This is a genomic window from Hyphomonas sp. BRH_c22 (genome assembly GCF_000961795.1).
Taxonomy (GTDB): domain Bacteria; phylum Pseudomonadota; class Alphaproteobacteria; order Caulobacterales; family Hyphomonadaceae; genus Hyphomonas.
Genome location: NZ_LADU01000122.1, coordinates 1 through 24408 on the forward strand (window position 1 = coordinate 1; position 24408 = coordinate 24408).

Sequence of the window (24408 nt, forward strand, 5' to 3'; positions counted from 1 at the left end):
TGGCGGAGCGATCTCCCGAATCTATGGCCTTCATCGACAGTTCGATCATCCGGGCCCACCAGCACGCCGCAGGCGGAAAAAAGGGGGCCCGGATAACGCCATCGGTCTCTCTCGTGGGGGACTGAGCACCAAGATCCATGCCGTGGTTGATGAGGCGGGCCTGCCGATCCGCCTGTCCCTGACGGCCGGTCAAGCCTCCGACAAGGCCGCCGCGCCTGCCCTTGTCGACAGCCTGAAGACGGCCGCCCATGTCGTGGCTGATCGCGGGTATGATGCGCTCTCGCTGGTCGAGCAGATACGATCACGCGGGGCCGAGGCGCATATCCCCACCCAGCGCAACCGCAAGGCCCAGCGCTCCGTCAACAGAGCCATCTACAGCCAGCGCAATCTGGTCGAGCGATACTTCAACAAACTCAAGCATTTCAGGCGCATCGCAACCCGATTCGACAAACTCGCCAGAAACTACCTCGCCGCCGTCGCTATCGCTTCTGTCAGACTCTGGACACGCGCTTATGAGTCCACAACCTAGTCAGGGACCAGGAAATCCCGCTTGCCCAGGACGACGCCCTGATGGCGCAGCAGGCCGTAGGTCATCGTGGCATGAAACAGCACGTTCGCCAGCACGAACGAGGTGAGGTACTGACGCCCCTGCATAGGCACGGTCTGCGGACCGAGCGGAATCTGCAGGGTCTCGAGTTCATTCGCGTTGATGCTGGCATCGTCGGTCGCATTGACGAATGCCAAGGCCGCCTCACACCGGGACATCAGTTCCTGAAAAGTCGTTTCGGTGTCGGGAAAGCTCGGCATGTCGAGACCGGCAAGACGGGCTGCTCCGCGCGCGGCATTGTCACAGGCGATCTGCACCTGACGGCTGAGCGGCAGCATGTCCGGGTAAAGACGCGCCGCCAGCATGACTGAATCTTCAACACCCAGGGTGCGGGCGTGTTCTTCGCCCTTCCTGAGTGTGCTTCGGGTCGCACCAAGTATCTGATTGATGGACGTCTTGAGAACGTAGGACAGAGTATCGGTCATTGGTTTGCAGCTCCATTTGCTGCGCGGACATTACTGCCTGAACACTGAAAGAACCAATCATTATTTTGTCTGCTGTCGTGATTGACGTCATTGCGTCAATCCTGTCACTTCGGGGCAAATCTCACCAAGGGAGTCCCAATTTACTATGCGTTTTTCACTCGCAACCAGCGCAATCGCGCTAACTATTGCCGTCGCCAGCTGTACGGCCCCCAAAGAAACCCTCGCAGAAACAACGCCGGTCGCCACTGAAACCGTCACCGAGGATACGACAGTCACAGAAGCCAAGGCGTTCATGTCCCGCGCCGAAACGCAACTGTCGGACATGTCGGATGAAGCCAGCCTGGTATTCTGGAACCAGGCGACCAATATCACAGACGAAACAAACACGGCAGCAGCAGAAGTCGGCGCGCGCGCAACCAAGCTGGCCGTTTCGCTCGCCAACGAATCCAAGAAATTCAATATTGATGACTTGCCGCCTGACCTTGCCCGCAAGTTCACCCGCCTGCGCGCGGGCATCACCATTCCTGCCCCATCGACCGAAGGCGCTGCGGAAGAGCTCTCCAACATCACGACCGGCCTGGATGCCGCCTACGGCACGGGTACCTTCAACTACAAGGGCAAGGACCTCACGCTGGACGAATTGTCGACCATCATTGAAACCTCGCGCGACCCCGAAGAGCTGAAAGTGGTCTGGGAGGGCTGGCGCACCGTCTCACCAGCTATGAAGGATGACTATGCCCGCATGGTCGAAATCGCCAATGATGGCGCACGTGAGCTTGGCTATGCCAGCCTCGACCAGATGTGGCTGTCAAACTACGACATGGCACCCGAAGAGATGGAAGCGGAAGTCGACCGCCTCTGGGGACAGGTTAAACCGCTTTACAGCGAACTCCACTGCTACGCACGCACCAAGCTGAACGCGCAGTATGGCGACGACGTCCAGCCGAAGACTGGCCCCATTCGTGCCGACCTGCTGGGCAATATGTGGGCCCAGGACTGGTCGGGCATCTACGACGTCGTCAAGACCGATACGCCCGGCCCCAGTTACAACCTTACCGCGCGTCTTGTCGAAAAAGGGTATGACCCGATCAAGATGGTCAAGACCGGTGAAGCCTTCTTCACGTCGCTCGGTCTGGCGCCGCTGCCCCAGACATTCTGGGAACGCTCGATGATCACACGCCCGGCTGACCGCGAAGTCATCTGCCACGCGTCCGCATGGGATCTGGACAACAAGGAAGATGTGCGCATCAAGATGTGTACCGAGGTCAACGAAGAAGACTTCGACACGGTCCACCACGAGCTGGGTCACAATTTCTATCAGCGCGCCTACAAGGACCAGGACCTGCTCTACAAGGACGGCGCCCATGATGGTTTCCACGAAGCCATCGGCGATTTTATCGGCCTCTCCATCACGCCGGAATACCTCAAGCAGATCGGCCTGATCGACGAGAGCGAGATGCCGCCAGCCGAGGCTGACACCGCTCTCCTGTTGAATACGGCGCTCAAGAAGGTCGCTTTCCTGCCCTTCGCACTCACCGTCGATGGCTGGCGCTGGGACGTTCTGTCCGGTGAGACTGCACCGGCAGACTACAATGATGCCTGGTGGGCCAAGCGCTTGGAATTGCAGGGCATCGTACCGCCCGGCAAGCGCCCGGCTGACGCATTCGACCCGGGCGCGAAGTACCACATTCCCGGCAACACGCCCTACCTGCGCTACTTCCTGTCCTATGTAATGCAGTTCCAGTTCCATAAAGCGGCCTGCGAACAGGCTGGCTGGGAAGGTCCGCTTCACCGGTGCTCGATCTATGACAACAAGGAAGTCGGCGAGCGTTTCAACGCGATGATGGAAATAGGAGCATCCAAGCCATGGCCGGATGCCCTTGAATCCTTTACCGGCACCCGTGAGATGGATGGCAGCGCGATCGTTGAGTATTTCGACCCGCTTATGGTCTATCTCAAGGAGCAAAATGCCGGTCAGTCATGCGGCTGGGACGAAGTAGCCTCCGAGTAGGCTCGTTACCTTTGTGCGCGGCGGCCCGCTTGACTAGGGCGGCCGCGCACCACACATCAGCCCTTCACTTGTGTTTCAGGAACCTGCCATGACCGACCAAGCCACACGCGATGCCATTGAAAAAGCCGTCAATTCGAACGACGTCGTCTTGTTCATGAAGGGCACCCCCACGTTCCCGCAGTGCGGTTTCTCATCGGTTGTCGTCCAGGTCCTCGATTACCTCGGCGTTGAATACGTCTCGACCAACGTCCTCGAAGACGCTGCCGTCCGTGAAGGTATCAAGGCCTATTCGCAATGGCCGACGATTCCACAGCTCTATGTGAAGGGCGAATTCGTCGGGGGCTGCGACATCGTCAAGGAAATGTTCGAGAGCGGCGAACTGCGTGACTTCTTCCAGGAAAAAGGCGTCGAAGTCGAAGCGGCTTGAGTTCAGGCGAACAAGTACAGGCCCCCAAGTATCAGTAGCGGTATGATCGACATGCCGAACAGGTTGCGTGTGAACGCATAGATTCCGATCCATTTGTCGATCTCCGGATCACCGGATAACGCCGTCGTGGTCACCATTTCGACGCGCTCGCCTTTGATCACCGTGTCGTCAGAAATGATATATTTCTGCAAGGACCCCTCGGTCAGCAATGCGCTAAAATAGAACAGACCGCTGAACGTGATCCCACCGAATGCAAAACTCATGATGATAGGCGCCAGTTCCGGTCGGGCGAATTGCCCCATCCCCCATAGTGCCAAGAAGAAAACAGCCGCTCCGGCGACCAGAGCGCCGACCTGCAATAGGCGCAACCTTTTGAAATCCGGCTTTTGGTCCATGTAAGTCCCCCTGGCGGCACAGTCAGGGATTATAGCAAATTTTAAGGTGCATCTGTACCGGTCTTGAGACCTATTCGCTCACCAGGTTCGCAACTATTGCAGGGGCTGCCCCGAGAGCGCAGCTAGCGCAATTGTCCGGGCGCAGGCTGAGAGGCACGAACATGAGCGAAAAGGCGAAAAGCAGGCCCGATAAATAGCCTTTGCGACGCCGGAACGGCATGGGGTAGCAGGCCCGTGCAGATTTCCGCCAGCGAACAAGCACATAGCCGATCAGGAACAGGCCCGCACTCGATGCGAGCCAATACAGAATGCCTGCGCCCAACACTGTCAACGACTCCTCCACCTCGCAGCCAGTCAGAATATTACGATGAACGTGTTTGCGTTCACGAAAATGAAACCAGGCAAATTTGGACTGATAATTAACGGGGCATTGTCCATCTAGCCGCCAGCGAGCTGAGACATTCATCTCGCAAACGCCGCATGATGTGGTAAAGCGCGCGCCATGACATTGACCCCATTCAGCACCAATGCGCCGAAAGTCGGCATCGTATCTCTCGGATGCCCGAAGGCACTTGTCGATTCTGAGCGTATCATCACGCGCCTGCGCGCAGAAGGCTACCAGATCGCTCCGGATTATGCCGGCGCAGACCTTGTGCTGGTCAATACCTGCGGCTTTCTGGACAGTGCGCGGGATGAAAGCCTCGAAGCCATTGGCGAAGCCATCGAGGCGAACGGCAAGGTCATTGTTACGGGATGCCTCGGCGCCGAACCCGAAGTGATCGAGAGAGCGCACCCCAAGGTGCTCGCGATTACCGGACCCCACCAGTACGAAGACGTCATGGCTGCGGTCCACACCCACCTCACCCCACCCCACAACCCCCATCTCGACCTTGTGCCGGAGGCCGGCCTGCGCCTCACACCCCGCCACTACGCCTACCTCAAGATTTCGGAGGGATGTAACAACCGCTGTAGCTTCTGCATTATCCCCAAGCTCCGCGGCGACCTCGCATCCCGCCCGATCCACCATGTCCTGACAGAAGCCGAACAGCTCGTCCGCGCAGGCGTCAAGGAGTTGCTCGTCATCAGCCAGGATACCTCGGCCTATGGCCTGGATGTTCGCTACAAGCCGGAAACCTGGCGCGGTAGCGAATACCAAACGCGCTTCCTCGATCTCGCCAGAGGACTCGGCAGTCTCGGCGTGTGGACGCGCATGCACTACGTGTACCCCTATCCCCATGTCGACCAGGTCATACCCCTCATGGCCGAGGGCCTGATCACTCCCTACCTCGATATCCCCTTTCAGCACGCCTCGGCGAACGTCCTGAAGGCCATGAAGCGCCCGGCCAAGCAGGACCGTGTTCTCGAGCGCATCCAGCAATGGCGCCGCGATGTGCCTGACCTTGCCATTCGGTCCACTTTCATCGTCGGCTTCCCGGGCGAGACCGAAGAAGACTTCCAGATCCTGCTCGATTTTGTTCGGGAAGCGAAGATCGATCGGGCCGGATGCTTCAAATACGAGAATGTGGTCCACGCAGACAGTCGCAACCTGCCCGGCCATATTGACGAAGAAATTAAGGAAGACCGCTGGCACCGTTTCATGCAGGCTCAGGCCGATGTGAGCGCTGCGCGCGCCGCTGCCCAGGTTGGAACGACGCAGGATGTGATCATTGATGGCCCCGGGGACGAGCCTGGCGAGATGCTGGCGCGCACCAAGGCCGATGCGCCGGAAGTGGACGCAGTGGTCTACCTCGCGAACGCTTCACACCTGAAGCCCGGCGACATCGTACGCGCGCGTATTACTGATGCCGATGCATACGATCTTTATGCAGAAACTGCCTAGCGGACCCCTCTTGATGTCCCGCACGGCGGAATTCCCAATTCCTCATAGGACCAGTCCTGTCGAGTCACTCTTCTTTGTGGCGAAGGTCCCTGAATACACGGAATAATTCACTTATTGAAAAACAATATGTTGACATATCGTATTTCGATATATCATAGTCGCCCAAAATCACTTGGGAGACATTAGATGACCCGCACCACACTTCCTCTGCTCGCCCTGGCTGCGTTGCTGGCACCGCTGGCAAATGCCGAGACAAAAACATACCCGGCCGGCAATTTCACCGGCATCGATGTCAGTGGCGTTGTCGACGTCATTTTTGAAACCGGCCAAACGGCCTCGATCGCAGTCGATCAGGATGAAGGGGATTTTACCGACATCTATATTGATCAGGACGGCTCAACGCTGGAAATCGGACGAAATAGTCTACGCGACAAAGCCGGGTGGGCTCGCAACGTTTCCGTCCGACACAAGGATGGCCAGAAAGTGGTCAAGGTGAACGGGAAGCGCGTGCCGACCTACACCATACGCGTCATCGCACCACTGCTGACCGAAGCGTCTGTTTCCAATTCCTCATCCATCAAGGCATCCGGCATCAACAGCCAGGTATTTACGGGCGCGGTATCATCCAGCTCGGACCTGATGCTTGAGGGTCAGGCAGTACAGGTTTCATTGCGCGCATCATCAAGCGGCAATCTCGATGCATCAAAATTCGAAGCGGAAAGCCTGAAACTGGACGCCTCCTCCAGCGCTGACGCACTCGCCCTTGTCCGTAATGGGACGCTTGTTATTGATGCCTCGTCGAGTGCTGATGTGGCTGTCACAACCTTTGACTCCAGCAAGGTGTCGGTTCACGCATCATCGAGCGCAGATGTTGAATTAACGGGAAGCTGTGAGACGCTCGACATTACCGCATCAGCCAGTGCCGACGTCGAGGCCCACGATTTGCCTTGCAAAACGGGCAAGGTCCAGGCGAGCAGCGGCGCCGACATATCGGCTTTCCTGAAAGGCAGTGTCGAAGCGAGCGCTTCCAGCGGCGGCGACATTGTAATTTCGGGCAATCCGCCATCGCGTGACGTCAGCGAGTCCAGCGGCGGCAATATCGAGATCAACGGCTAATTTCTGAAGGACCTATCCCATGCGCAAGACACTCCTGGCCGCCATCTGTCTCACCCTTCTCATACCCGGCACCGCTCTCGCCGATACGTCCGAAACATATGACTTTACAGGTTTCGACGCACTCGACATCTCGGCCGGTGTCGATGTCACCTTTGAAACGGGGCCCGGTTACTCTGTCGTCATCGACTTCGAGCAAGGCGGCCCTGAAGACATGAAACTTCGCCAGGACGGCTCCCGTCTGTATATTTCTCGAAAGGCGACCTCCGGATGGCGCGACAGGGTCCGGGCCAAAGTGCGCGTCTCCTCCCCGCACCTGAACGAAATCGAAGCCAGCTCCGGATCAAGTATCCGTGCCTCAGGAATTGATTCGGAAATCCTGGTGCTCGACGCGTCGAGCGGAGCCAGCATCAAGGCCGATGGCAAATGTGGATCGCTCAAGATCGTGGCGAACTCAGGTGGCGTTGCATCAGCAAAAAGTGTCGCCTGCCAGAAGGTCGCCGCGAACGCTTCGAGTGGTGGCACCGTCAGGGCCTACGCCTCTGAACAAGCAAAGAGCCACACGTCGAGCGGCGGCAGCGTCGACATCTACGGCGATCCGGAATCCCGCGAAAATAATCGTTCGGTATCAGGCGGCTCGACGAACTTCCACTAACCGATATCGAAGTCGCCCGGCTTGTATTTAGAGCCGGGCCATTCAAGATTCATGTCCTCGAGCGCACCGCGCACGAGTCTCGCGATCATGGCATTTCGCCTTGTGCGGCTATCAGACGGAATCACATACCAAGGCGCATGCCGGGTGGAACAACGGTTCACCGCTGTTTCATAGGCTGACATGAAATCAGGCCACCGTTTGCGGTCGTCCAGATCGGCAGGATTGAACTTCCACCGTTTGTGGGGCTCTTCCAGGCGCTCGGCCAGGCGGACGCCCTGCTCCTCATATCCCACGTTGAGCATGCATTTCACGATTGTCACGCCGTTCTCGGTGAGGTGCTTCTCGAAAGCGTTGATTTGGCCATAGCGCTGCTCAATCGCTTCAGCCGGTACAAATTCTCGAACTTTCACGACCAGGACGTCTTCATAGTGTGACCGATCGAAGATGCCGATATGCCCTTTTGCCGGCACTGCGTTGTGCACGCGCCAGAGATAATCGCGGGCCAGTTCATTCGAACTTGGTGCCTTGAACGCCTTCACTTCCATGCCCAGCGGCGTCGTATCCGAGAAAACGCCTTTGATCGTGCCTGACTTGCCGGCCGTATCCATGCCCTGAAGGATAACCAGGAGCGATCGCTTGCCTTCGGCGTACATCCGGTCCTTCAGTTCATTGATGACCGCAGCGTCCTTTTTGAGGCTGGTTTCCGCCATCTCCTTGTCGTCAAACAGGGACCGGTCGCCAGGGTCGCGCGCCGAAAGGTCGAAAGCCTTGCCGGGTGAAGCCATGAGGGCCTTCCGGGTCGCGGTGATGCTGGGTATGGGCATTAATTAGGTCTCCGGAATGCGAAAGGCCGCACCAGTCTGGCGCGGCCTCCCCAAAACTTCAAGAAAAACAGGTGTCTTACGACGAATAGAATTCGACCACTTGTGCCGGTTCCATCTGGACCGGATAGGGCACCTCGGCCAGGCCGGGAACACGAATGTAGGTTGCGGACATCGCCTTCGGATCGACTTCGATATATTCAGGCAGGTCACGCTCAGGGCTGCCAAGTGCCTCAAGCACGAGCGCAATGTTGCGCGACTTTTCACGCACCTGAACCACATCGCCCGGCTTGAGCCGAGCCGAGCCGATGTTGCAACGGCGACCATTGACCGTGACGTGACCGTGGTTGACGAATTGGCGGGCCGCAAAGATCGTCGGAACAAACTTGGCGCGATAAACGAACGCCTCAAGGCGCGATTCAAGCAGGCCGATCAGGTTTTCCGCGGCGTTGCCCTTCATCCGGCTGGCTTCAACGTACACGCGCGAGAACTGCTTCTCTGTTATGTCGCCATAATAGCCCTTGAGCTTTTGCTTCGCCATGAGCTGCATACCAAAGTCCGAGACCTTGCTGCGGCGGTTCTGGCCGTGCTGTCCAGGCTTGTAGTTGCGCTTGTTGACGGGAGACTTTGGGCGGCCCCAGATATTTTCACCGACGCGACGGTCGATCTTGTACTTCGCGCTATGGCGACGTGACATGGTAGTACCTCATTTTTGACGCGGGCCGGCGGGCGGCGCTAATTCGCACCCACGATTTCAACGGCGGCTCCGCACCAGCCCGTAGATAAGCGGCGGGTAAAACACCAAATTGACTGGCGCGTCAAGCCATACGCCTGCTACTGCTGGAGCACAAACATTCAGAAAAATGCGGGAGGAAGACAATGAAAAACCTGAAGGGACGGATGGCCATCGTCACCGGTGGCGCCAGCGGCATCGGCCGGGCCTGCTGCGTGGGCCTGGCACGCGAAGGGGTTGCTGTATTGGTGACCGATATTGACGATGCTGGCACCGCGGAAACTGTTGCAATCATTGAAAAAGACGGTGGAAGGGCGATCTCGGCACATCATGACGTTACCGATGAGGCCCGCTGGGACGAGGTGATGGTATTATGTGAATCTGAGTTGGGTGTGCCGTCCGTCATGGTGAACAATGCCGGCGTTGCGATCGGCGGCGCGATCATGGAGTTCAGTCTCGCAGACTGGCAAAAGCAGATGGCGATCAACATGGACAGCGCCTTCCTCGGCACACGCGCGGCGATGAGAGCCATGAAGGTCACAGGCGGTTCGATCATCAATCTATCATCGATCGCCGGACTGCGCGGTGCATCCGGCGTCAGTGCCTATTGCGCCAGCAAGGGCGGTGTCCGGCTTTTTTCCAAGGCCGCAGCAGTCGAGTGTGGCCAGCTTGGCCTTCCGATCCGCGTCAACTCGGTCCATCCCGGCATTATTGATACGCCAATCTGGCAAAAATCCATCGCGCGCATGACTGAAACCATGTCCGCCGACCAAATTGCGGGACTCTCAGGGTCATCGGGCGGAAATTCGCTCAATGCAGACGTCATCGCACAGGCTGCGCCCATGGGACGGGCCGGACGCCCGGAGGAAGTCGCAGATCTTGTTGTCTTCCTCGCGAGCGACGCATCAAGCTATATCAGTGGGCAGGAACTCGTCATAGATGGAGCCATGACATCGCACTGACGCAAATCCGATACATCCGGGATCCGAGACGATGCGATAGATTTCGCCGATTGCACGGCGCGGATCTTGCAGCGTCAATTATGCATCCATGAGCAAGAGACAAAGATATCAGGCGACCGAATTGACCGAAGTGACTGTCATAATTCCCTGCTATAATAATTCTGCGACGATCGCGGCCGCTGTAGCCAGTGCGCTTGACCAGACAATTCCTGTCGATGTGATTGTCGTCGATGACGGATCCAGCGACGATACCGTCTCAATAGCCCAGGAACTGGCCAACGCCAATCATCGGCTGACCCTGATCGTCCAACCAGGAAATCAAGGTCCGTCCGCCGCCAGAAATCGGGCCATCGCCGCAGCAAAAACGTCGTGGATCGCGATCCTAGATGCCGACGACTACATGCACCCAGACCGTATTTGTCGCCTGCTTGATGCGGCCAAGCGCTTTAACCTGGATTTCATCGCTGACGATCTTATCCGGGTATCTCCCGGCCTCGCGCCTGAAACCGGGACCCGGCTGTGGTCTGACAATCCGATCGGAATGCTTGAACTGGATCTTGCGCGCTTTGCGCGCGAGAATGTTGCTACACGAACTGGCATGCGGCGCGAACTGGGATTTATCAAGCCGCTCATTCGCGTGAAATTTCTTATTGAAAAAGCAATGCGTTACAATGAGCAGATGCGCCTCGGCGAGGATTATGACCTCTATGCCCGCGCCCTGCACGCCGGCGCACAATTCGCCATTATCGACCCCTGCGGATATTATTCGGTCGACTACCCCAACTCTCTTTCAAGAAGCTATGGCGCGAGCCAGATCCGTCACCTCGTGAATACTGATCGGATGATCCTTCAGGATGCAAACCTGTCCAAACCGGCGCGGGCTGCTGTCCGAGAGCACAAGTCATTCGTGCTGAAGGACTGGGCGTGGGTTAGCATGATAGAAGCGGTTCGCACGCGGAACCCGCTTGGCATGGCCAGGTCACTCGCGACACCACCAATAGTGTCCTGGACGACCGCTATCCGCTGCGTGAGGCGCGTGATGGGTAAAACACCGATAGACGAAATCCTTATAAATGCGCCGCAGGTCCAGCTGGTCGAAACCCTGCTTTGTCACGCCCCTCCGGCGGACCGATCACACAGCTGATATAATCAATCAGGACGCCACGCCCAACGCCATCCGCATCGCATCCTGTGACCTGCCCCTGGACAGCAGGACCGCCGCGCAGCCAAACCGTCTTGTCACCTCAGGAGAGAGCAGCGCAAGGCTCGCGAGGTATGACGTTACGCCGACCAGAAGAAGTGCAAATAGCTTAACAACCTCGCTCCAGGCCCCCGGGATCACGAATGGTGTTAACCAGACCAATGTGCCCATGATGATTGAGGCCAACAAGGCGGTGGACCCGGCGGCTGCCTGGCGCCTGATCGAAAATCCAATAGCTGATTTGACCGCCATTGCGCCCATTACCCATGTCAGGAACTGCGCAAGAAACAATGCAAGCATGACCGCCATGAGCCCGAAATTGATCGCCATCACGACCAGACCCGTGGTCGCTATGAGTGTGACGATCGATATGCGCATGATGACGACCGGCCGTCCCATGCCGATAAGGATGCCTGAGTTGAATGACGTCGTCGGCGCGCGAAGCCCCATCAAAAGTGCGACCTGTATAATCGGCACCCCGGCACTCCATTGAAGCCCGAACATGAGCGGAACTGCCACTGGTGCGATGACAGCCGCCCCGATGAAGGCTGGGTAAGCGATCAAGGCTGTCAGACGGATCGCCCCCTCGAACGCCTTCTGCATCAGCGCCATATCATCCTGTGCCTGGGCTGCGACCGGAAGCGTTACCGCTGCCATCGGTGACACAAGCATCGAAACGGCCTGCTCTCTCAATCGCATCGACATATTGAACAGGCCGAGCGCTGGCGCCCCCAATATGCCTCCGACCAGAATGCGTGGAATAGACGCTGAAACCGTCTGCACCAATCTCGAAGTGACATTCGCTGCGTTGAACCGTGTCAGCTCTGCGGTCTCTGCCCAACTGCTTCGCAGTGACGGCCTCCATCTGGCAAACCAGAGGAAGGCGAACAGTCGGACTGTGCGCCGCGCAATCTCCATCCCGACCAAGGCCCAGCTATTTTGTAAATAGAGCGCCAGCGCAATCCCGACAACAGCTGCCACGACCGTGCCGGAAATGTCGACAATCGTGATCTGGCGGTACTTCAGATCACGCTGGAGCAGCGCCGACGGAACGGACGAAAGCGCCCCAATGAACAGGACGACTGAAAAGACCCGGAGGATCGGAACGAGTTCTGGACTGGAAAAACGCGCCGCTACGAACGGAGCCGCGACCAGTACTCCGACGAAAAATATCGATGCTAGCAGGAGCGACTGGATGAAAACCGAATTGATATGCCCGGGCCGCAGATCCCTGCGCTGGATCAGGCACTGGTTGAGGCTTCCAGTACTGAGAATCTCGGGAATCGCAAACGTCACCAGCGCCATGCCGAAGATGCCAAAATCGGCCGGCGTGAGCATGCGCGCGATCACGACGATAGAGACGAGCCCCCCGACCAAGCCGAACCAGTTCCCCATCGTATTGAGGGCGGCTGCCCGGCCTGCTCGTTTCAGTAAACTTGATGCCATATCTGGAACGGCCTGCCTTTAACTTGTGATTGCTGAATTCTTGCAAAAATCCACAAAGCGGTGGACATTGATGGCTCACGAGAAGAATACGCGGCCATTTATCAGCCTATGCTGCGCTCGCTCATATTATAGCCTCACTGGCGATTGTCCTCTCAAAAATGACAGGTCAAAGCCGCTATCGAGAAAAGTCCGGCATAGGAAGCCCGAGTTGACTTATGACACCGCTAATATGATCAAGCGCATCCTCAGTCGGTCCGGAATACTTTCCGCTCTGAGGCCGGTTTCCGACGTATCCGAGGTCGGCAGTGCCCGCATCTGACATGTAGAATCCCATGACTGTCAGGTAGTATAATAGATCCAGAAACCAGCCAGCTAGGCGGATCGGCTCTGCATCAATGCGCGTTTCCAACTTGCGGAGCAACCCTGCTCCTTTTCGGGCGTGCTTGCCAAAGCAGTCATGGAACAAATCGGCCTGCTGACCAGACGAAGCGAGATGGTAAACTTTCCCAAACCTGCTTGCCGCTTCGGCGTCAAACCACGCGATACCATTCAAAACCATTGTACGAAAATACTGCATGCTCTCATAGGGAGAACTCACCAGTTCATCAATAAAGTCGACCACACCGGCTTCGCTGGCCGCAACCGAGACACCATCATTTGGAATGATCTGATCACACAGCGCAGCCAATGTGGCCCGATTGGCCTGTGACATCAAATCTGGCCATGGAGCGGGCGCAAACAAGTCCGCGTCATTACCATATCCCGGCCCAGGCGGCACCGGCCATTCATCATGGGGCCATTTCGATACAGATAATCTTATCGTCAACAGGCCCGCGCCCACCACTGCGGGGACGGCGGCTGCAGCCCAGGTCATTGCTGTGCGTCGACTGATCTGTCTTGGAACGAAGGTCATCGGACGCCGCCCTGGGATTTTTGAACAGCTACCCGCTGCGCCAGAGCTTCCGATGCCCGCAACGAAAGAGCCATGATAGTCAAAGTAGGATTCTTGTGCGGATGGGATGCGAACACGCTCGCGTCGGCGAGAACAAGGTTGTCTACATCCCAGCATTGGGAAACGTTATTCACCACCGAGTTATCAGGCGAGTCACCCATGCGGGCTGACCCGGTCTCGTGCAGCCCGCCAGCACCGGTCGTCTTGTCGCCTATGGCTTCATCTTGAGGCAAAATAACTCCACCCATTCGATCAATGACCTTGTGAGCAGTTTCCATTCCATGCCGCACCATGGCGCGTTCAGAATCGGTTATTCCCCAGTGGAATCGCACGACAGGACTTCCCCATTTGTCTAGAACAGAATGGTCGATATCCATGTAGGCTTCTGCATTGGGGATCATTTCGCCAAACATTTCGAACCTGATTATCGATCCGTATCTGCGGCGGGCCGCGGCTTTCAACTGGGCACCGTAACCAAGCTCGGGATTCACAATTTGAGGACCTGTAGTGACTCCGGGAACTTCCGACATTCCGCCATAAACCTGAAAATGGTAGCCGCGAGTGAACTCAAGCTTGCCTTGTTTCTGATCCTCATAACCCCACCAGGGTATGTACATATGGGGGACAGATACACCATCTTCATTGTAACGCGGACGGTCCTCCAAAAGCGGAAATTGTGCGTCAACAAGGAAATTGACCGTGTTGGCAATATTGCGGCCAAGCTGTCCGCTGCGACTACCAAGCCCGTGCGGGTGGCTTGCGGACTTTGAATTCATCATTATTCGAGCAGTCTCAAACGTGCTCGCCGCCAAAACGACCGCACGTGCGGTAACGTCGATGCGCTCACCCGTCTTATTGTTGCCATATGTCACGCCGGTTGCCCGCCCATCGGCATCTGTATTTACACGGATCACCATAGCATCTGTGCGCAAAGTCAGATTTCCGGTCCTCAAAGCCATCGGTATAAAAGACGTTGTCGTCTGAAACTTCGCCCCGATGGAGCAGCCCCGTCGGCAATGGGTCGAATAAAAGCACGCCTGGCGATCCTCAAGGGGCTGCGTCAAAATCGCTGTTGGCGCCACCTTGGATGGAATGCCCAGGCTTGCAAATCCAGCCTGCACGAAATACTCGAATGCGCGCAGAGGCGGAGGGGGCTGCAAAATGCCGGGCGGAGACCCGGGCTCGTTTTCGAAACCTTCGCTGGAGCCGAACATGCCGACCAACTCTTCTGTTCGATCATAGTAGGGCGCGATATCATTGTATGTAACAGGCCAGTCAAAACCAAGCCCGTCGCGTGACCGGTTCTTGAAGTCGTAGGGTCCGAAACGAGGCGCAAACCCCCACCACGCATTTGTACGACCACCCAGCATTCGCGTCCTGACCCAGTCGTATTGAGTGCCGTCGGCACAGACGTAAGGCTCTCCCTCGATCTCAGCCCCACCAATGATCGGGTCGAAAAAGCGGGGATGGCGATCCTCTGTTGGCAGGTTGCCCAAAGGTGCGTCGATATCCCTGTTGAACATGGGGGTCTCGGCAACAGGATCATAGTGACGACCCGCCTCAAGCATGAGCACCCGGTGACCGGCGCGGGTCAGGGTCAGTGCACTCATTGCCCCGCCGGCGCCTGAGCCCACAACAATGACATCGAATTCCGGAGTCACCGACATGCCTGTATACCTTAAAATGCTAAGCGGGAACGTCCATGGAGTCGGCGTGCTCGAGCAGGTTGTTGAATGCGGTCAAGAACCCCTTGGCCGAATGGGTTTCATTCGCCCAGGTCCGACCGGCTTCGGCAAGCCGCTGTCGCTCATCATGATTGTCGATCAGGTCGCGCAGGGCGATAACGAAGGCATCAACAGATTGCATCCCGTCGCCACGGAACTCGCCGACATAGCGACCGAACCGTTCGGCCACACGTTCGGGATTGACACAGGACACAATAGGGACGTCGCGCTGCAGGCCTTCCACAAAGGCAATCGGCAAGCCTTCATGGATGGCGCAATTCAGATGAAGCCACGACGACGCGATCAATTCGTGCTTTTCTGCACCTTCCGTATGGCCAAGCATTTCCACGTTCGGCGGCAAGTTATCTGGCGCCCATGCACCGGGCCCCGTGAAGTGCGATTTGCCGAAAAGCCGGAATGTCACGTCCGGCATGCGTCGAGCGATTTCCGGAATGATCCACGGACGCTTTTGTGCGTCCAGTCGGCCCAGGAACATGACAGTCGGTTTTTCTGATTTGACATATGGACCCTCGGGAGCTGGCTCCATCGGATAGCATAGCGATGCGACTTCATCGGCGCGGCATCCATAGGTGGATTCGATCTTGGCCTCGAGGAAAGGCGACGGCGCAGCAAAAATGGTCTTCAGTCCCTTCCGGCGGCGCTGCTTCACCAATTCGGCCAGTGGCGTGCAATCTATGTATTCAAGGCCCTTGGGCATCACATCGCCCTGGCCCGGGATCCGGCAAGTGGCGATCCGGTCCCAGTCTTCCGGCGTTTTGGGGTCCTGCACCCACATCACCATCGGGGCCTTGGTGAACATTGACAGGAAATACTCGTAGTTCGCCCGATAATCGATCGTCAGAAAGATATCTGGAGTCGCGAGCTTCGTCACAATCGACAGCTTGTCTCGGCGCCAATTCCAGGTCGGGTAACGAAGCGGGCGGCCGTAGACGCTCAGCTTCTTGCCGTTCCCGACAACGTGCTCGGGCGCTTCGCCCCAATACATATCGACATCCAGTCGTTTGTCGGTCGCCAAAAGAGCAGCTTCGGCGATCTGCTTGCTCAGCATACCAAATCCGCCCATTCTGCTAATCCGCTGATCAAAGAATTCATTTGCGACAATTCCGAGGCGAATCCGGGACTTACTTGCAAGTCGATGGTTAAGCATTTAGTCGTCCTTTGGGGTGCATCCTGAAGAATTCCGCGAAAGTGAAAACGGCGATATCATGTTCACTTTCGTATGGCTTGATCGTCTGAAGCAAGCAAGATTGAGGCCACATAATCCTGCTGGATGACGTTAACGCGAGGTTATTCTGATGCGAATTGGACTTCCGCTTCCCAAAGGCACACGCAGATGACCGAACACGCCCAAAAAATGGCTCGGGGAAGCGCCTGGAACGTGGCCGCCAATATCGCAAAGATCAGCGCCGGCCTCGTCGTACTGCCAATACTGACCAGAATACTTTCGGCAGACGAGTTCGGTCTGATCCAGATGGCCATGCCGGTTATCGTATTTACGATGGTGTTCAACAATGCCGGCGTGGGCCCCGCACTGGTCCGTGCGGACACATGTTCTGATGCCCTCTGGTCAAGCGCGTTCTGGGCAAATATCGGCATCGGTGTCGTTTTTACGAGCCTTCTGGTCGTCACGGCGCCGCTTATCGCTCTGTTTTACGGAAATAGCGCTGTTATTCCGCTCATCATTGCCCTTTCCATGGCCATCGTGCTGCAAACCGCCAGCATCGTACCCGGCGCCTGGCTGCAGCGCGAATTCCAGTTCAAGCACCTTGCGATCGCGGATATCGTGGGCAATGGCCTCGGTGTGGCAGTTGTCATCACCACCGCATTGCTCGGACTCGGCGTATGGTCGCTTGTGTTGCAGCAACTCGTCACCCATGCAGCGCGCACCGCCTATCTTTGGTGGCGCTCTGCCCCGCCCGTCGGCTTCGCTTTCGACTGGCTGGAATTGAAATCGATCACCGGCTTCAGCATAAACGTCAACCTCGCGGATCTCGCCAATTTCTTCGGGCGAAATGCAGACAATATCATCATCGGCAGGCAGTTTGGCACTGCCGAACTCGGCTATTACAGCATTGCATACCGGTTGATGCTGCTTCCCATCCAGGTTTTCAGCTGGGGAATTGCGACCGTCCTTCTGCCTGGACTGGCCCAAATGAAGGATAATGCAGACAGATTGTGTGCGGCCTGCATGCGCGTCTTCAAGATCGTATCGGTCGTGACATTCCCGGTCATGGCAGGCGCCTGCGCGCTGTCCGAACCCTTAATCGTGCAGGTACTTGGTGAAGACATGCGCCCAGCAGCGCCCCTTCTGGCCATCCTCGCACCTGTCGGGGCAATGCAGTCCCTGTCCAGTTCCCATGGCGCGATTTTCATGGCGATTGGACGGGCCGATATCATGTTTCGCTGGTCGCTGTTCTGCAATGTCGTCATCGTTGGCGCATTCCTCATCGCCGTCCCATGGGGCGTGACGGGGGTCGCGCTGGCCTACCTGATCGTCAACCTGCTTCTGGCACCTCCCGGCTACTGGATATTGTTCCGATTGATGGGACTCAGTCTGGGGCGTTTTCTGGGTGGAATCGCACCTATCGCGCTCGCGGCGGTCGGAATGAGCGTGGTGGTCTGGTGGACAGCGCGTCTGCTTGGTGAGCGTGGGCTATCGGAATTCGATACGCTGCTCGTGTGCATCCCGCTCGGCGTCGTGGTCTATGGCGGCGCCATAGCGCTGTCTGCTCGTAGCGCGCTGGTCGAAGTCGTTGGACTGGCCCGGCAGGCAACAGCTCGTTGATCAGCCGGGGATGAGAACGGCTTCCAGCATGCAGAAAACCAGACCGATACCGAGCAGGTAGGACACCTTGTCCTTGACGGCGAATGCGACGGGATCCTCGTTGAGCTCTCCGCGTGACGCGAGCAACCAGATGCGCCCCAAGAACAAGGTCATAAAGATCGGAATGCCCCAGAGAAAGGCCTCGATCTGGTAAATATCCACCTTGAACGCATCCTCACGAAGGAACAAGACGAGGATCAGGATCGAAGCAACCCCACTGGAAACGCCCAGTGCCGAGATGAATGCATGATCGCCTCCCCGGTACCCGCGCCCGCTGATAATCTCCATCGGCCGTGCAGCCTTTGCCGACACTTCGACAAAGCGCTTGGCCAGCGACAATGACAGGAAGAAGAACATCGAGAATGTCAGCAACCACTCGGAATAGCCCGCGTCGGCCGCCTCGGTGCCCATCACGAGCCTGAGAGTGAACAGGGTCGCAAGAATGACCACGTCAAGCACAGGGATCCGCTTCAGGCCGAAGGAATAGGAGAGGGTCAGCGCCAAGTAGGCAAAGAGGGCGATGAAGAAGCCGGTCGAGACAAAACCAGATGCGATCAGCCCGCCAAGAATGACCACAATTGATACGAACAGGCCCATCAGCGGGTTCAGCTTGCCCGCCGCAAAAGGACGGTTGCGCTTGGTCCTGTGACGGCGATCATCCGAGAGATCGGCGAGATCATTGAGGATATAGGTACCCGATGCCGAAACGCTCAGGATCAGAAAGACCGTCAAATAGGACAATACGACAGGCGGATTGAGATATTCGTGGCTCAACAGCAAAGGCACGAACACCAGCAGGTTCTTGACCCATTGGTGCAGGCGTAGCGCCTTGCGCCAGCTTCTCAGGTGATTGGTCGGCGTCGAAAAGGTCGCGAATACCCGCGTGTCGTCAGCCCGAACAGCCTGCGCGACAGATGCCGGAACATCGACAAGCACTGCAGCCGCAGCCGCCTGCCAGACTGGCAGGTCTGCCCGCGCATCCCCGGCATAAATATACCCATCAGGGAAACGTTCGACGAGTGCGTCACGCTTTCGATATGACTTAAGGTTCAGCGTGGGCGTCGATCCGACGACGCTGCTGAAGATGCCGAACCGCGCGGCAACCTTGTCAGCGACAGATTGGGGGGCGGCTGTGAACAAATGGATTTCACGGCCCGCGTTACGTTCAGTTTCGGCAAAATCGAGTACCTGTTCATTGACAAGCAGGCTGTCGATATCCAGTTGGGTAATCGCCGCGATCCGCTGCTTGAATCTTGCACGGCTGACCAATGCAAGGGGCATGGCGGCGAACAGGGACAAAGGGCGCCGAAAGAATGCGTTGACGATCCCCTCGACCAAAAGGTCAGTACGCAAAAAGGTGCCGTCCAAATCCAGTACGAGCGGGAGTTTTTCACCCATCACATCCAGCGACTCTTCACTTGCTTGCTTCATGATAGCGCCCAGCATTGTCTCAATTCCCCAAAAACCTGAACAAATATCGCAATATCTGTGCCAGCTTCTCTGGCGATTTCATCCAGCCTTGCCCGCCGCGCGACGGTGTCTGTAATGTCCCCACCTCTGCGCAGACTTACATGCTTGCGATGCTCGCCACAGCAAAATCGTGCCCTCCAGCCCCTATAATATTGGCCGGTTTCCAGAATTCGCTCGCGCTGATCCGACGGCACCGTTATTGCATGTCCGCATAGCGGACCTTTACGAATAGGATCGACCTGAAAAATGAATCCAATTATCCTAGCGACTGCAGTCGCCAGCGTGTCTCTCAATGCGATGGCGCAAATCGCGCTGCGCAAGACAATGCTGTCAGTCGGACCGCTCCCTTCCGGCATGTCTGGTTTGCCGGCCTTTGGCTTTTCACTCGCCTTCAACCCATGGTTTCTCGCTGGAATGGCCTGCTATGTCGTTAGCATCGGTGTCTGGATGATCGTGCTTGGCAAGGTTGAGGTCAGCCTGGCTTACCCGCTTCTCTCGATCGGCTACATCATCACTGCGGTGATCGGATATTTTTTTCTGGGTGAAAACGTCAACCTTCTGCGGGTTGGCGGAATTGCACTGATTTGCTGCGGGATAATATTGATCTCGCGGAGCGCCTGACAATGAGACACGTCATTACAGGCGGAAGTGGCTTTACCGGCACCTTCCTTGCCAGGGCACTGGTGGAACGTGGCGAAAAGGTTGTCAGCTTTGACCTGCGCCACCAGAACGACGTCGCGCTCGCCTCACGCATTCAACACTTTACGGGTGACGTTTGCCGCGCCGCAGACTTGGAACAACTGGCGCTTGGCCCCGATGATATCGTCTATCACCTTGCGGCACGCCAGTTCGCCGACGAAGTCCCGTTACGAGGACGCGACGAATGGTTCCGTGCCGTCAACGTGGATGGCACTCGTAACGTCTTGGCCGCCATGCGCAAAGGCGGCGCCAACAGGCTCGTGTTCTTTTCCACCGACATGACCTACGGCAAACCACAGCATTCGCCCGTTCAGCCGACTCATCCGCAAAACCCGCTTGGTCCCTACGGCGCCAGCAAACGTGACGCCGAAGCCTTGCTTCGCAACGAACCGGGATTGAACGCAACGATCTTCCGCCCGCGGCTCATCACAGGTCCGGGACGCCTTGGAATTCTCGGCAAACTGTTCAACTTCATCCGGCTCGGCCTGCCTGTGCCCATGATCGGATCAGGTACCAACCGGTACCAGATGGTCGCCGTCGAGGATTGCGCAAATGCTGCCATCATGGCCGCCGATGCAGGATGCCCGCCTGGCCCTTTCAACCTCGGATCGGACAGGCCGCCAACAACAAAAGAATTGTTGCAGGGTATTATCGACCACGCAGGCTCGAAAGCGATCCTCATCCCCGTCCCTGCGCTACTACTCAAACCCATATTGGCAATTCTAGACAAGATCGGCCTGACCCTGCTTTATCCTGAGCAGTTCGGCATTGCGGATATCGACATCCTGCTCGACACAATGAGCACTCGAGAGGAACTCGGGTGGGCGCCCATGAGATCGGATATCGACATGATGAATGCCGCATACGACGCATTCCTGGAGAGCCGCATCTAGTTGGCAGGCCAGTGTCAAGTCAAAGTTCGTCGGCTATAGAGCGCACATCGGATTCACCTGCGCTCAGCGCAAGTAAATAGCGCTCCAACTGATCATTCAGCTTTTCCAAATCGAAACGGCTTTCGACTGTCCGGCGCGCCAATACAGTGCGCTCGGCTTGTCCGGCAGGATCGCGCATCGCAACCAGCAAAATTTCAGCGAGTCCCGCCGAATCTTCCTGGTTCGCCAGCAAGCCATTCACGCGATCCTGGATCAGTTCCGGAATGCCGCTGTGGCGCGTTGACACAACAGGCAAGCCACTTGCCATCGCCTCCATCAGAACCACGGGTATTCCTTCCATATCGCCATCTTGAGCGACGATGCTCGGCAACACGAAAGCATCTGCATCGGCCATCGCACGAGACACGTCTTCATGCGGCATCTCGCCCCTGAACACGACCCTGTCACCCAGGCCGGAGATCTGAACCTGCTCCTTCAAAGCCGAATCCAAAGGGCCATCACCGATTATCTCGAAAGTGAACGCGGGCACATCCGATCGCGCCGCGAGGTCACTCATCGCCTCCAGCGCAAAGCGGATCCCCTTCTTCTCGACAAACCGACACACTGTAATGAATCGAAATGGCCTGCCGATTACTTCCATTCGTGTTCGGAAGGAAAACTGGTTGAGGTCAACGCCCATGCGTTGAAGTGCTATACGCTCCGGCGGCGCTCCCAGAGAAATCAATTCGGCACGCCAATAGGCGCTGATGGGCAAGAAAAGCCCCCCTCGCTGAAATAGCTCTTTGTAGGGATCTTCCTTTGCAACCAGCAGACTCCTTGACATGTCTGCACCATGGAAGATGGTGACCACCTTGGTCTGGTTTCGATGATGCGCACTTCTTACGACGCTCTCCCCAAACCACCCAAAATTACACACCACTACATCAACCTCTGCGCACATGGCGCGCTCAGCACGCTGGCGAAGAGCGCGCTTTACCCGCAAGGGCATCACGCGACTTAATCGCCCGCACCCAGTTGTACCTGGCTCTATGAACTTCAGGGATTTCAGGTTCTTGTGCCAGCCTGGAAGAGAGCCGCCGGCTTGCTGCGTGATCGATTCGTCAGCCAAGATGCTGACTTCATGCCCTCGTTCTACCATGCCCTTGATCTGGTTGAGTATGAAGGTCTCCGAGCGCTTTGGAAAAATTCCCACACGAAAGCCGATCTTGAGTGGTCGCTGACTAACCATCTCGACAGATCCTCACCCCGGCAAAAGGTGCCGCAAAGCCCGCCATGAACATTAACAGTCCTCTCCCTATGTCATTGCGCATATCCGAAGACGGCTGCAGCGTATTCGCTATGACGAACTTTCCAACTCGAAACTTCTCATCAGAACTACTTCGGTCAATCAAGCTATCTTCCACCATGGCAATGCTACGGCTCAAAATGGCAGGTATTCGTATTGATCGCCCTCGAATCCACAACTGGGCTGTTCATGCTTCTGAACACTTGATGGATTGTCGTACCTATACACCACTATGCCCGGGTTGCCTCGAACGACCAGCATGGTGCAGTCGGAATGGGTAGCATAATAGTCCTTCGCATACCCCTGCGTTTCTTCGAAACGGAAAGAGCTGCGCGCAACCATCCATATGCGCTGAGCACCAGCGACCTGATCGAACGCCTCACGCGCGCGCGCATCGGTGATCCTCGGCTCCGAACGACCGCCGATCGGATAGAGATAAGTATCGCGATTGGCTGGAAAGCGGTCCGGAAGCGGGCGCAGGTCCAGCTGCGCGTCACTGTCACGCAAATAGTAGTCAAATGCGATCTGGATAATATTGTTCAGCAGGAAGACGGGTTCATCAGGCGCTGCGTTGTCAGCAACATAACCGACAACATCTCGCCATGGCTCCTTACGCATTTCCCTGTAATAATCGACCGCATAGGCACAGTAAGCGACAAGAACGACGACCAGAGCCGCAAGGCCTGCCCGGTACCTGAACTTCGTCAACACGCTGGCGCCAATCAGGACAGACCAAGGCGCGAACATCGGCACCAGGGTCCGGTCCAGCAAGGTTGGCTGCAGGCCATAGGTTATGAGGGTCGACAACAGAAATGGCATGAACGAGAACGCGATGAGCGCGAGCGCTATCTGCTGGCGCCCGCTGCGCCAGATTCCATATCCACCCACCCCCGCCAGCGCGACGACAATTGCGGTCAGTGCGAAGTCGATCTTGTTGGCGTAGGGCTGCTCGAACCCGTAAGTGAACGAAAACAATTCCGCCAAGCGCTCCAATGACGGCGCGGAAATCCAGTACCCCCCTGTCTGCATGTTGAAGAGTGTGTTGAACAGGTTGGCGATATTCGGGCTGTAGATCAGCAAGGCCACCGCGACAATCAGGGAAAAATTGATCAATACTGTCAGCGATGCGCGATGCACGCGCGCCCACCAAACTCCCATCACCAATGCGAAACTGAGATTATAGAGCGCACCAAGAGAGTGGAACCACATGAGCAAGGCAGAACCGAGCGCAAGGCAGGCGTAGGCAAGCCATGCTGGCCGGCTGCGAGGCGCCCAGATCGGATCGCGCGCGCTGTTCGGGTTGTTCAGGAACCAGACCGTTGCATACACGACCATCGCGAACGCCATCGTCAGCGCAGAATAGAACCGCACTTCCTGGGCATATTGAATCTGTTGCGTGGCGATCGCAAAAACCAGGGCGGCAATCCAGGCGGGGTGGTTGCTCTGTTTCCCTGTTACGATCCGGGCTGTTAGATAGACGAACGTCATCGCTGCCAGGCTGAAGAGGCAAGCAAGAGACCGCATGGCTGCTTCGGTCGTGCCGAATACGCCCATCCACAACTTCAAAAGCGCAAAATAGAGCGGAGGATGCACTTCGAGGATAGGATACTCTACCCACACACGTTCCCAGGTTGAGCTGGCAAACCAGTACGTCCTGATTTCATCAATCCAAAGGGATTCCTGCCCGATCGCGTAAAATCGCAAGCCCAGCGCCACAAGGAGTATTAGGAGAAAACCGCTCCAGTGACTGGAACGAAACCGCTCGAATCGATCCCTAGACATACTCATCCCCCAACAAAAGCGGCCCTACCCATTCAAACGCGCTGGCCGTCGAATTTGCAAGAAGCGTTCCAGCCCGCTGGCAGGCTTTTGAAAAAGTCGATAGCGTCGGCCTTCGAAGCATG

At 56.9% G+C, this 24408-nt stretch carries 23 protein-coding genes; 11 read left to right on the top strand and 12 right to left on the bottom strand.

Going from position 1 to position 24408, the window contains the following annotated elements:
• On the top strand, positions 1–529 hold a 529-nt coding region (locus VR74_RS17285), incomplete at its 5' end, for an IS5 family transposase (RefSeq protein ID WP_299951046.1).
• On the opposite strand, the gene VR74_RS17290 is transcribed toward VR74_RS17285, so the two are convergent.
• Entirely contained in the window at positions 526–1032 is a 507-nt protein-coding gene (locus tag VR74_RS17290; RefSeq protein WP_045698893.1) for a DUF1993 domain-containing protein, read from the bottom strand. The two genes, VR74_RS17285 and VR74_RS17290, sit on opposite strands and share 4 nt — an antisense overlap.
• Before the next feature lie 145 nt (positions 1033–1177).
• On the opposite strand from VR74_RS17290, the gene VR74_RS17295 reads away from it, so the two are divergent.
• Both VR74_RS17295 and grxD read left to right on the top strand, forming a co-directional pair.
• Entirely contained in the window at positions 1178–3043 is a 1866-nt protein-coding gene (locus VR74_RS17295; RefSeq protein WP_045698895.1) for a M2 family metallopeptidase, read from the top strand.
• Positions 3044–3131: 88 nt separating this feature from the next.
• The gene (gene grxD / locus VR74_RS17300) at positions 3132–3470 is read left to right on the top strand and encodes a Grx4 family monothiol glutaredoxin (RefSeq protein WP_045698897.1); all 339 of its coding nucleotides are present in this window, start codon (positions 3132–3134) and stop codon (positions 3468–3470) included.
• A 2-nt stretch (positions 3471–3472) separates the two neighbouring features.
• On the opposite strand, the gene VR74_RS17305 is transcribed toward grxD, so the two are convergent.
• Together VR74_RS17305 and VR74_RS17310 are read right to left on the bottom strand one after the other, a co-directional pair.
• Positions 3473–3865 (bottom strand): hypothetical protein, encoded by a 393-nt coding sequence (locus tag VR74_RS17305; RefSeq protein ID WP_045698899.1) that lies wholly within the window; start codon positions 3863–3865, stop codon positions 3473–3475.
• 70 nt (positions 3866–3935) lie between these two features.
• Positions 3936–4196, bottom strand: coding sequence for a hypothetical protein (locus VR74_RS17310; protein ID WP_299951049.1), 261 nt, complete (start codon positions 4194–4196; stop codon positions 3936–3938).
• A 171-nt stretch (positions 4197–4367) separates the two neighbouring features.
• On the opposite strand from VR74_RS17310, the gene rimO reads away from it, so the two are divergent.
• The 3 genes from rimO (at position 4368) to VR74_RS17325 (ending at position 7473) form a co-directional block, all read left to right on the top strand.
• Positions 4368–5705 carry a 30S ribosomal protein S12 methylthiotransferase RimO gene (gene rimO / locus VR74_RS17315; protein ID WP_045698902.1) on the top strand — a complete coding sequence of 446 codons (1338 nt, stop codon included), beginning with the start codon at positions 4368–4370 and terminating at the stop codon, positions 5703–5705.
• Between the two features lie 186 nt (positions 5706–5891).
• Positions 5892–6821 carry a DUF2807 domain-containing protein gene (locus VR74_RS17320; RefSeq protein ID WP_045698904.1) on the top strand — a complete coding sequence of 310 codons (930 nt, stop codon included), beginning with the start codon at positions 5892–5894 and terminating at the stop codon, positions 6819–6821.
• A 19-nt stretch (positions 6822–6840) separates the two neighbouring features.
• A complete protein-coding gene (locus VR74_RS17325) occupies positions 6841–7473 on the top strand; it encodes a DUF2807 domain-containing protein (protein ID WP_045698906.1) in 633 nt (210 codons plus the stop codon).
• Here VR74_RS17325 and VR74_RS17330 read toward each other — a convergent pair.
• The gene (locus VR74_RS17330) at positions 7470–8297 is read right to left on the bottom strand and encodes a polyphosphate kinase 2 family protein (protein WP_045698908.1); all 828 of its coding nucleotides are present in this window, start codon (positions 8295–8297) and stop codon (positions 7470–7472) included. The genes VR74_RS17325 and VR74_RS17330 overlap by 4 nt on opposite strands.
• A gap of 76 nt (positions 8298–8373) precedes the next feature.
• The gene (rpsD, locus tag VR74_RS17335; protein WP_045698910.1) at positions 8374–8991 is read right to left on the bottom strand and encodes a 30S ribosomal protein S4; all 618 of its coding nucleotides are present in this window, start codon (positions 8989–8991) and stop codon (positions 8374–8376) included.
• 182 nt (positions 8992–9173) lie between these two features.
• Between rpsD and VR74_RS17340 the strand changes: the two genes are divergently transcribed.
• Together VR74_RS17340 and VR74_RS17345 are read left to right on the top strand one after the other, a co-directional pair.
• Positions 9174–9989: an SDR family oxidoreductase gene (locus VR74_RS17340; protein ID WP_045698912.1), complete on the top strand. Its 816-nt coding sequence runs from the start codon at positions 9174–9176 to the stop codon at positions 9987–9989.
• A 130-nt stretch (positions 9990–10119) separates the two neighbouring features.
• Positions 10120–11133: a glycosyltransferase family 2 protein gene (locus tag VR74_RS17345; RefSeq protein WP_299951158.1), complete on the top strand. Its 1014-nt coding sequence runs from the start codon at positions 10120–10122 to the stop codon at positions 11131–11133.
• A gap of 9 nt (positions 11134–11142) precedes the next feature.
• Here VR74_RS17345 and VR74_RS17350 read toward each other — a convergent pair whose 3' ends face one another.
• The 4 genes from VR74_RS17350 to VR74_RS17365 all read right to left on the bottom strand — a co-directional run bounded on the left by VR74_RS17350 (position 11143) and on the right by VR74_RS17365 (position 16396).
• Entirely contained in the window at positions 11143–12636 is a 1494-nt protein-coding gene (locus tag VR74_RS17350; RefSeq protein WP_299951051.1) for a lipopolysaccharide biosynthesis protein, read from the bottom strand.
• Between the two features lie 175 nt (positions 12637–12811).
• Positions 12812–13549, bottom strand: a complete 738-nt coding sequence (locus tag VR74_RS17355) for a gluconate 2-dehydrogenase subunit 3 family protein (RefSeq protein ID WP_299951054.1) — start codon at positions 13547–13549, stop codon at positions 12812–12814.
• A complete protein-coding gene (locus VR74_RS17360; RefSeq protein ID WP_045698917.1) occupies positions 13546–15255 on the bottom strand; it encodes a GMC family oxidoreductase in 1710 nt (569 codons plus the stop codon). Before VR74_RS17360 ends, VR74_RS17355 begins: the two co-directional genes overlap by 4 nt.
• Positions 15256–15274: 19 nt before the next feature.
• Positions 15275–16396 (bottom strand): glycosyltransferase family 4 protein, encoded by a 1122-nt coding sequence (locus VR74_RS17365; RefSeq protein WP_299951057.1) that lies wholly within the window; start codon positions 16394–16396, stop codon positions 15275–15277.
• A gap of 270 nt (positions 16397–16666) precedes the next feature.
• Between VR74_RS17365 and VR74_RS17370 the strand changes: the two genes are divergently transcribed.
• Positions 16667–18118, top strand: a complete 1452-nt coding sequence (locus VR74_RS17370) for a lipopolysaccharide biosynthesis protein (protein ID WP_299951060.1) — start codon at positions 16667–16669, stop codon at positions 18116–18118.
• Here VR74_RS17370 and VR74_RS17375 read toward each other — a convergent pair whose 3' ends face one another.
• Positions 18119–19588, bottom strand: coding sequence for a UbiA family prenyltransferase (locus tag VR74_RS17375; RefSeq protein WP_299951063.1), 1470 nt, complete (start codon positions 19586–19588; stop codon positions 18119–18121).
• Between the two features lie 321 nt (positions 19589–19909).
• Between VR74_RS17375 and VR74_RS17380 the strand changes: the two genes are divergently transcribed.
• Positions 19910–20248 carry an EamA family transporter gene (locus tag VR74_RS17380; protein WP_299951065.1) on the top strand — a complete coding sequence of 113 codons (339 nt, stop codon included), beginning with the start codon at positions 19910–19912 and terminating at the stop codon, positions 20246–20248.
• 2 nt (positions 20249–20250) lie between these two features.
• Entirely contained in the window at positions 20251–21219 is a 969-nt protein-coding gene (locus VR74_RS17385) for an NAD(P)-dependent oxidoreductase (RefSeq protein WP_045698925.1), read from the top strand.
• 19 nt (positions 21220–21238) lie between these two features.
• Here VR74_RS17385 and VR74_RS17390 read toward each other — a convergent pair whose 3' ends face one another.
• Both VR74_RS17390 and VR74_RS17395 read right to left on the bottom strand, forming a co-directional pair.
• Positions 21239–22447 carry a glycosyltransferase gene (locus tag VR74_RS17390; RefSeq protein WP_299951068.1) on the bottom strand — a complete coding sequence of 403 codons (1209 nt, stop codon included), beginning with the start codon at positions 22445–22447 and terminating at the stop codon, positions 21239–21241.
• 192 nt (positions 22448–22639) lie between these two features.
• Complete coding sequence (locus VR74_RS17395; RefSeq protein ID WP_299951071.1) at positions 22640–24220, bottom strand: glycosyltransferase family 39 protein; 1581 nt, start codon at positions 24218–24220, stop codon at positions 22640–22642.
• Positions 24221–24408 lie beyond the last annotated feature (188 nt).

Coding starts and splice junctions, on each gene's coding strand:
- VR74_RS17290 (WP_045698893.1), bottom strand. CDS start 1,032: ATGACCGATACTCTGTCCTACGTTCTCAAGACGTCCATCAATCAGATA.
- VR74_RS17295 (WP_045698895.1), top strand. CDS start 1,178: ATGCGTTTTTCACTCGCAACCAGCGCAATCGCGCTAACTATTGCCGTC.
- grxD (WP_045698897.1), top strand. CDS start 3,132: ATGACCGACCAAGCCACACGCGATGCCATTGAAAAAGCCGTCAATTCG.
- VR74_RS17305 (WP_045698899.1), bottom strand. CDS start 3,865: ATGGACCAAAAGCCGGATTTCAAAAGGTTGCGCCTATTGCAGGTCGGC.
- rimO (WP_045698902.1), top strand. CDS start 4,368: ATGACATTGACCCCATTCAGCACCAATGCGCCGAAAGTCGGCATCGTA.
- VR74_RS17320 (WP_045698904.1), top strand. CDS start 5,892: ATGACCCGCACCACACTTCCTCTGCTCGCCCTGGCTGCGTTGCTGGCA.
- VR74_RS17325 (WP_045698906.1), top strand. CDS start 6,841: ATGCGCAAGACACTCCTGGCCGCCATCTGTCTCACCCTTCTCATACCC.
- VR74_RS17330 (WP_045698908.1), bottom strand. CDS start 8,297: ATGCCCATACCCAGCATCACCGCGACCCGGAAGGCCCTCATGGCTTCA.
- rpsD (WP_045698910.1), bottom strand. CDS start 8,991: ATGTCACGTCGCCATAGCGCGAAGTACAAGATCGACCGTCGCGTCGGT.
- VR74_RS17340 (WP_045698912.1), top strand. CDS start 9,174: ATGAAAAACCTGAAGGGACGGATGGCCATCGTCACCGGTGGCGCCAGC.
- VR74_RS17350 (WP_299951051.1), bottom strand. CDS start 12,636: ATGGCATCAAGTTTACTGAAACGAGCAGGCCGGGCAGCCGCCCTCAAT.
- VR74_RS17355 (WP_299951054.1), bottom strand. CDS start 13,549: ATGACCTTCGTTCCAAGACAGATCAGTCGACGCACAGCAATGACCTGG.
- VR74_RS17360 (WP_045698917.1), bottom strand. CDS start 15,255: ATGTCGGTGACTCCGGAATTCGATGTCATTGTTGTGGGCTCAGGCGCC.
- VR74_RS17365 (WP_299951057.1), bottom strand. CDS start 16,396: ATGGGCGGATTTGGTATGCTGAGCAAGCAGATCGCCGAAGCTGCTCTT.
- VR74_RS17370 (WP_299951060.1), top strand. CDS start 16,667: ATGACCGAACACGCCCAAAAAATGGCTCGGGGAAGCGCCTGGAACGTG.
- VR74_RS17375 (WP_299951063.1), bottom strand. CDS start 19,588: ATGAAGCAAGCAAGTGAAGAGTCGCTGGATGTGATGGGTGAAAAACTC.
- VR74_RS17385 (WP_045698925.1), top strand. CDS start 20,251: ATGAGACACGTCATTACAGGCGGAAGTGGCTTTACCGGCACCTTCCTT.
- VR74_RS17390 (WP_299951068.1), bottom strand. CDS start 22,447: ATGGTTAGTCAGCGACCACTCAAGATCGGCTTTCGTGTGGGAATTTTT.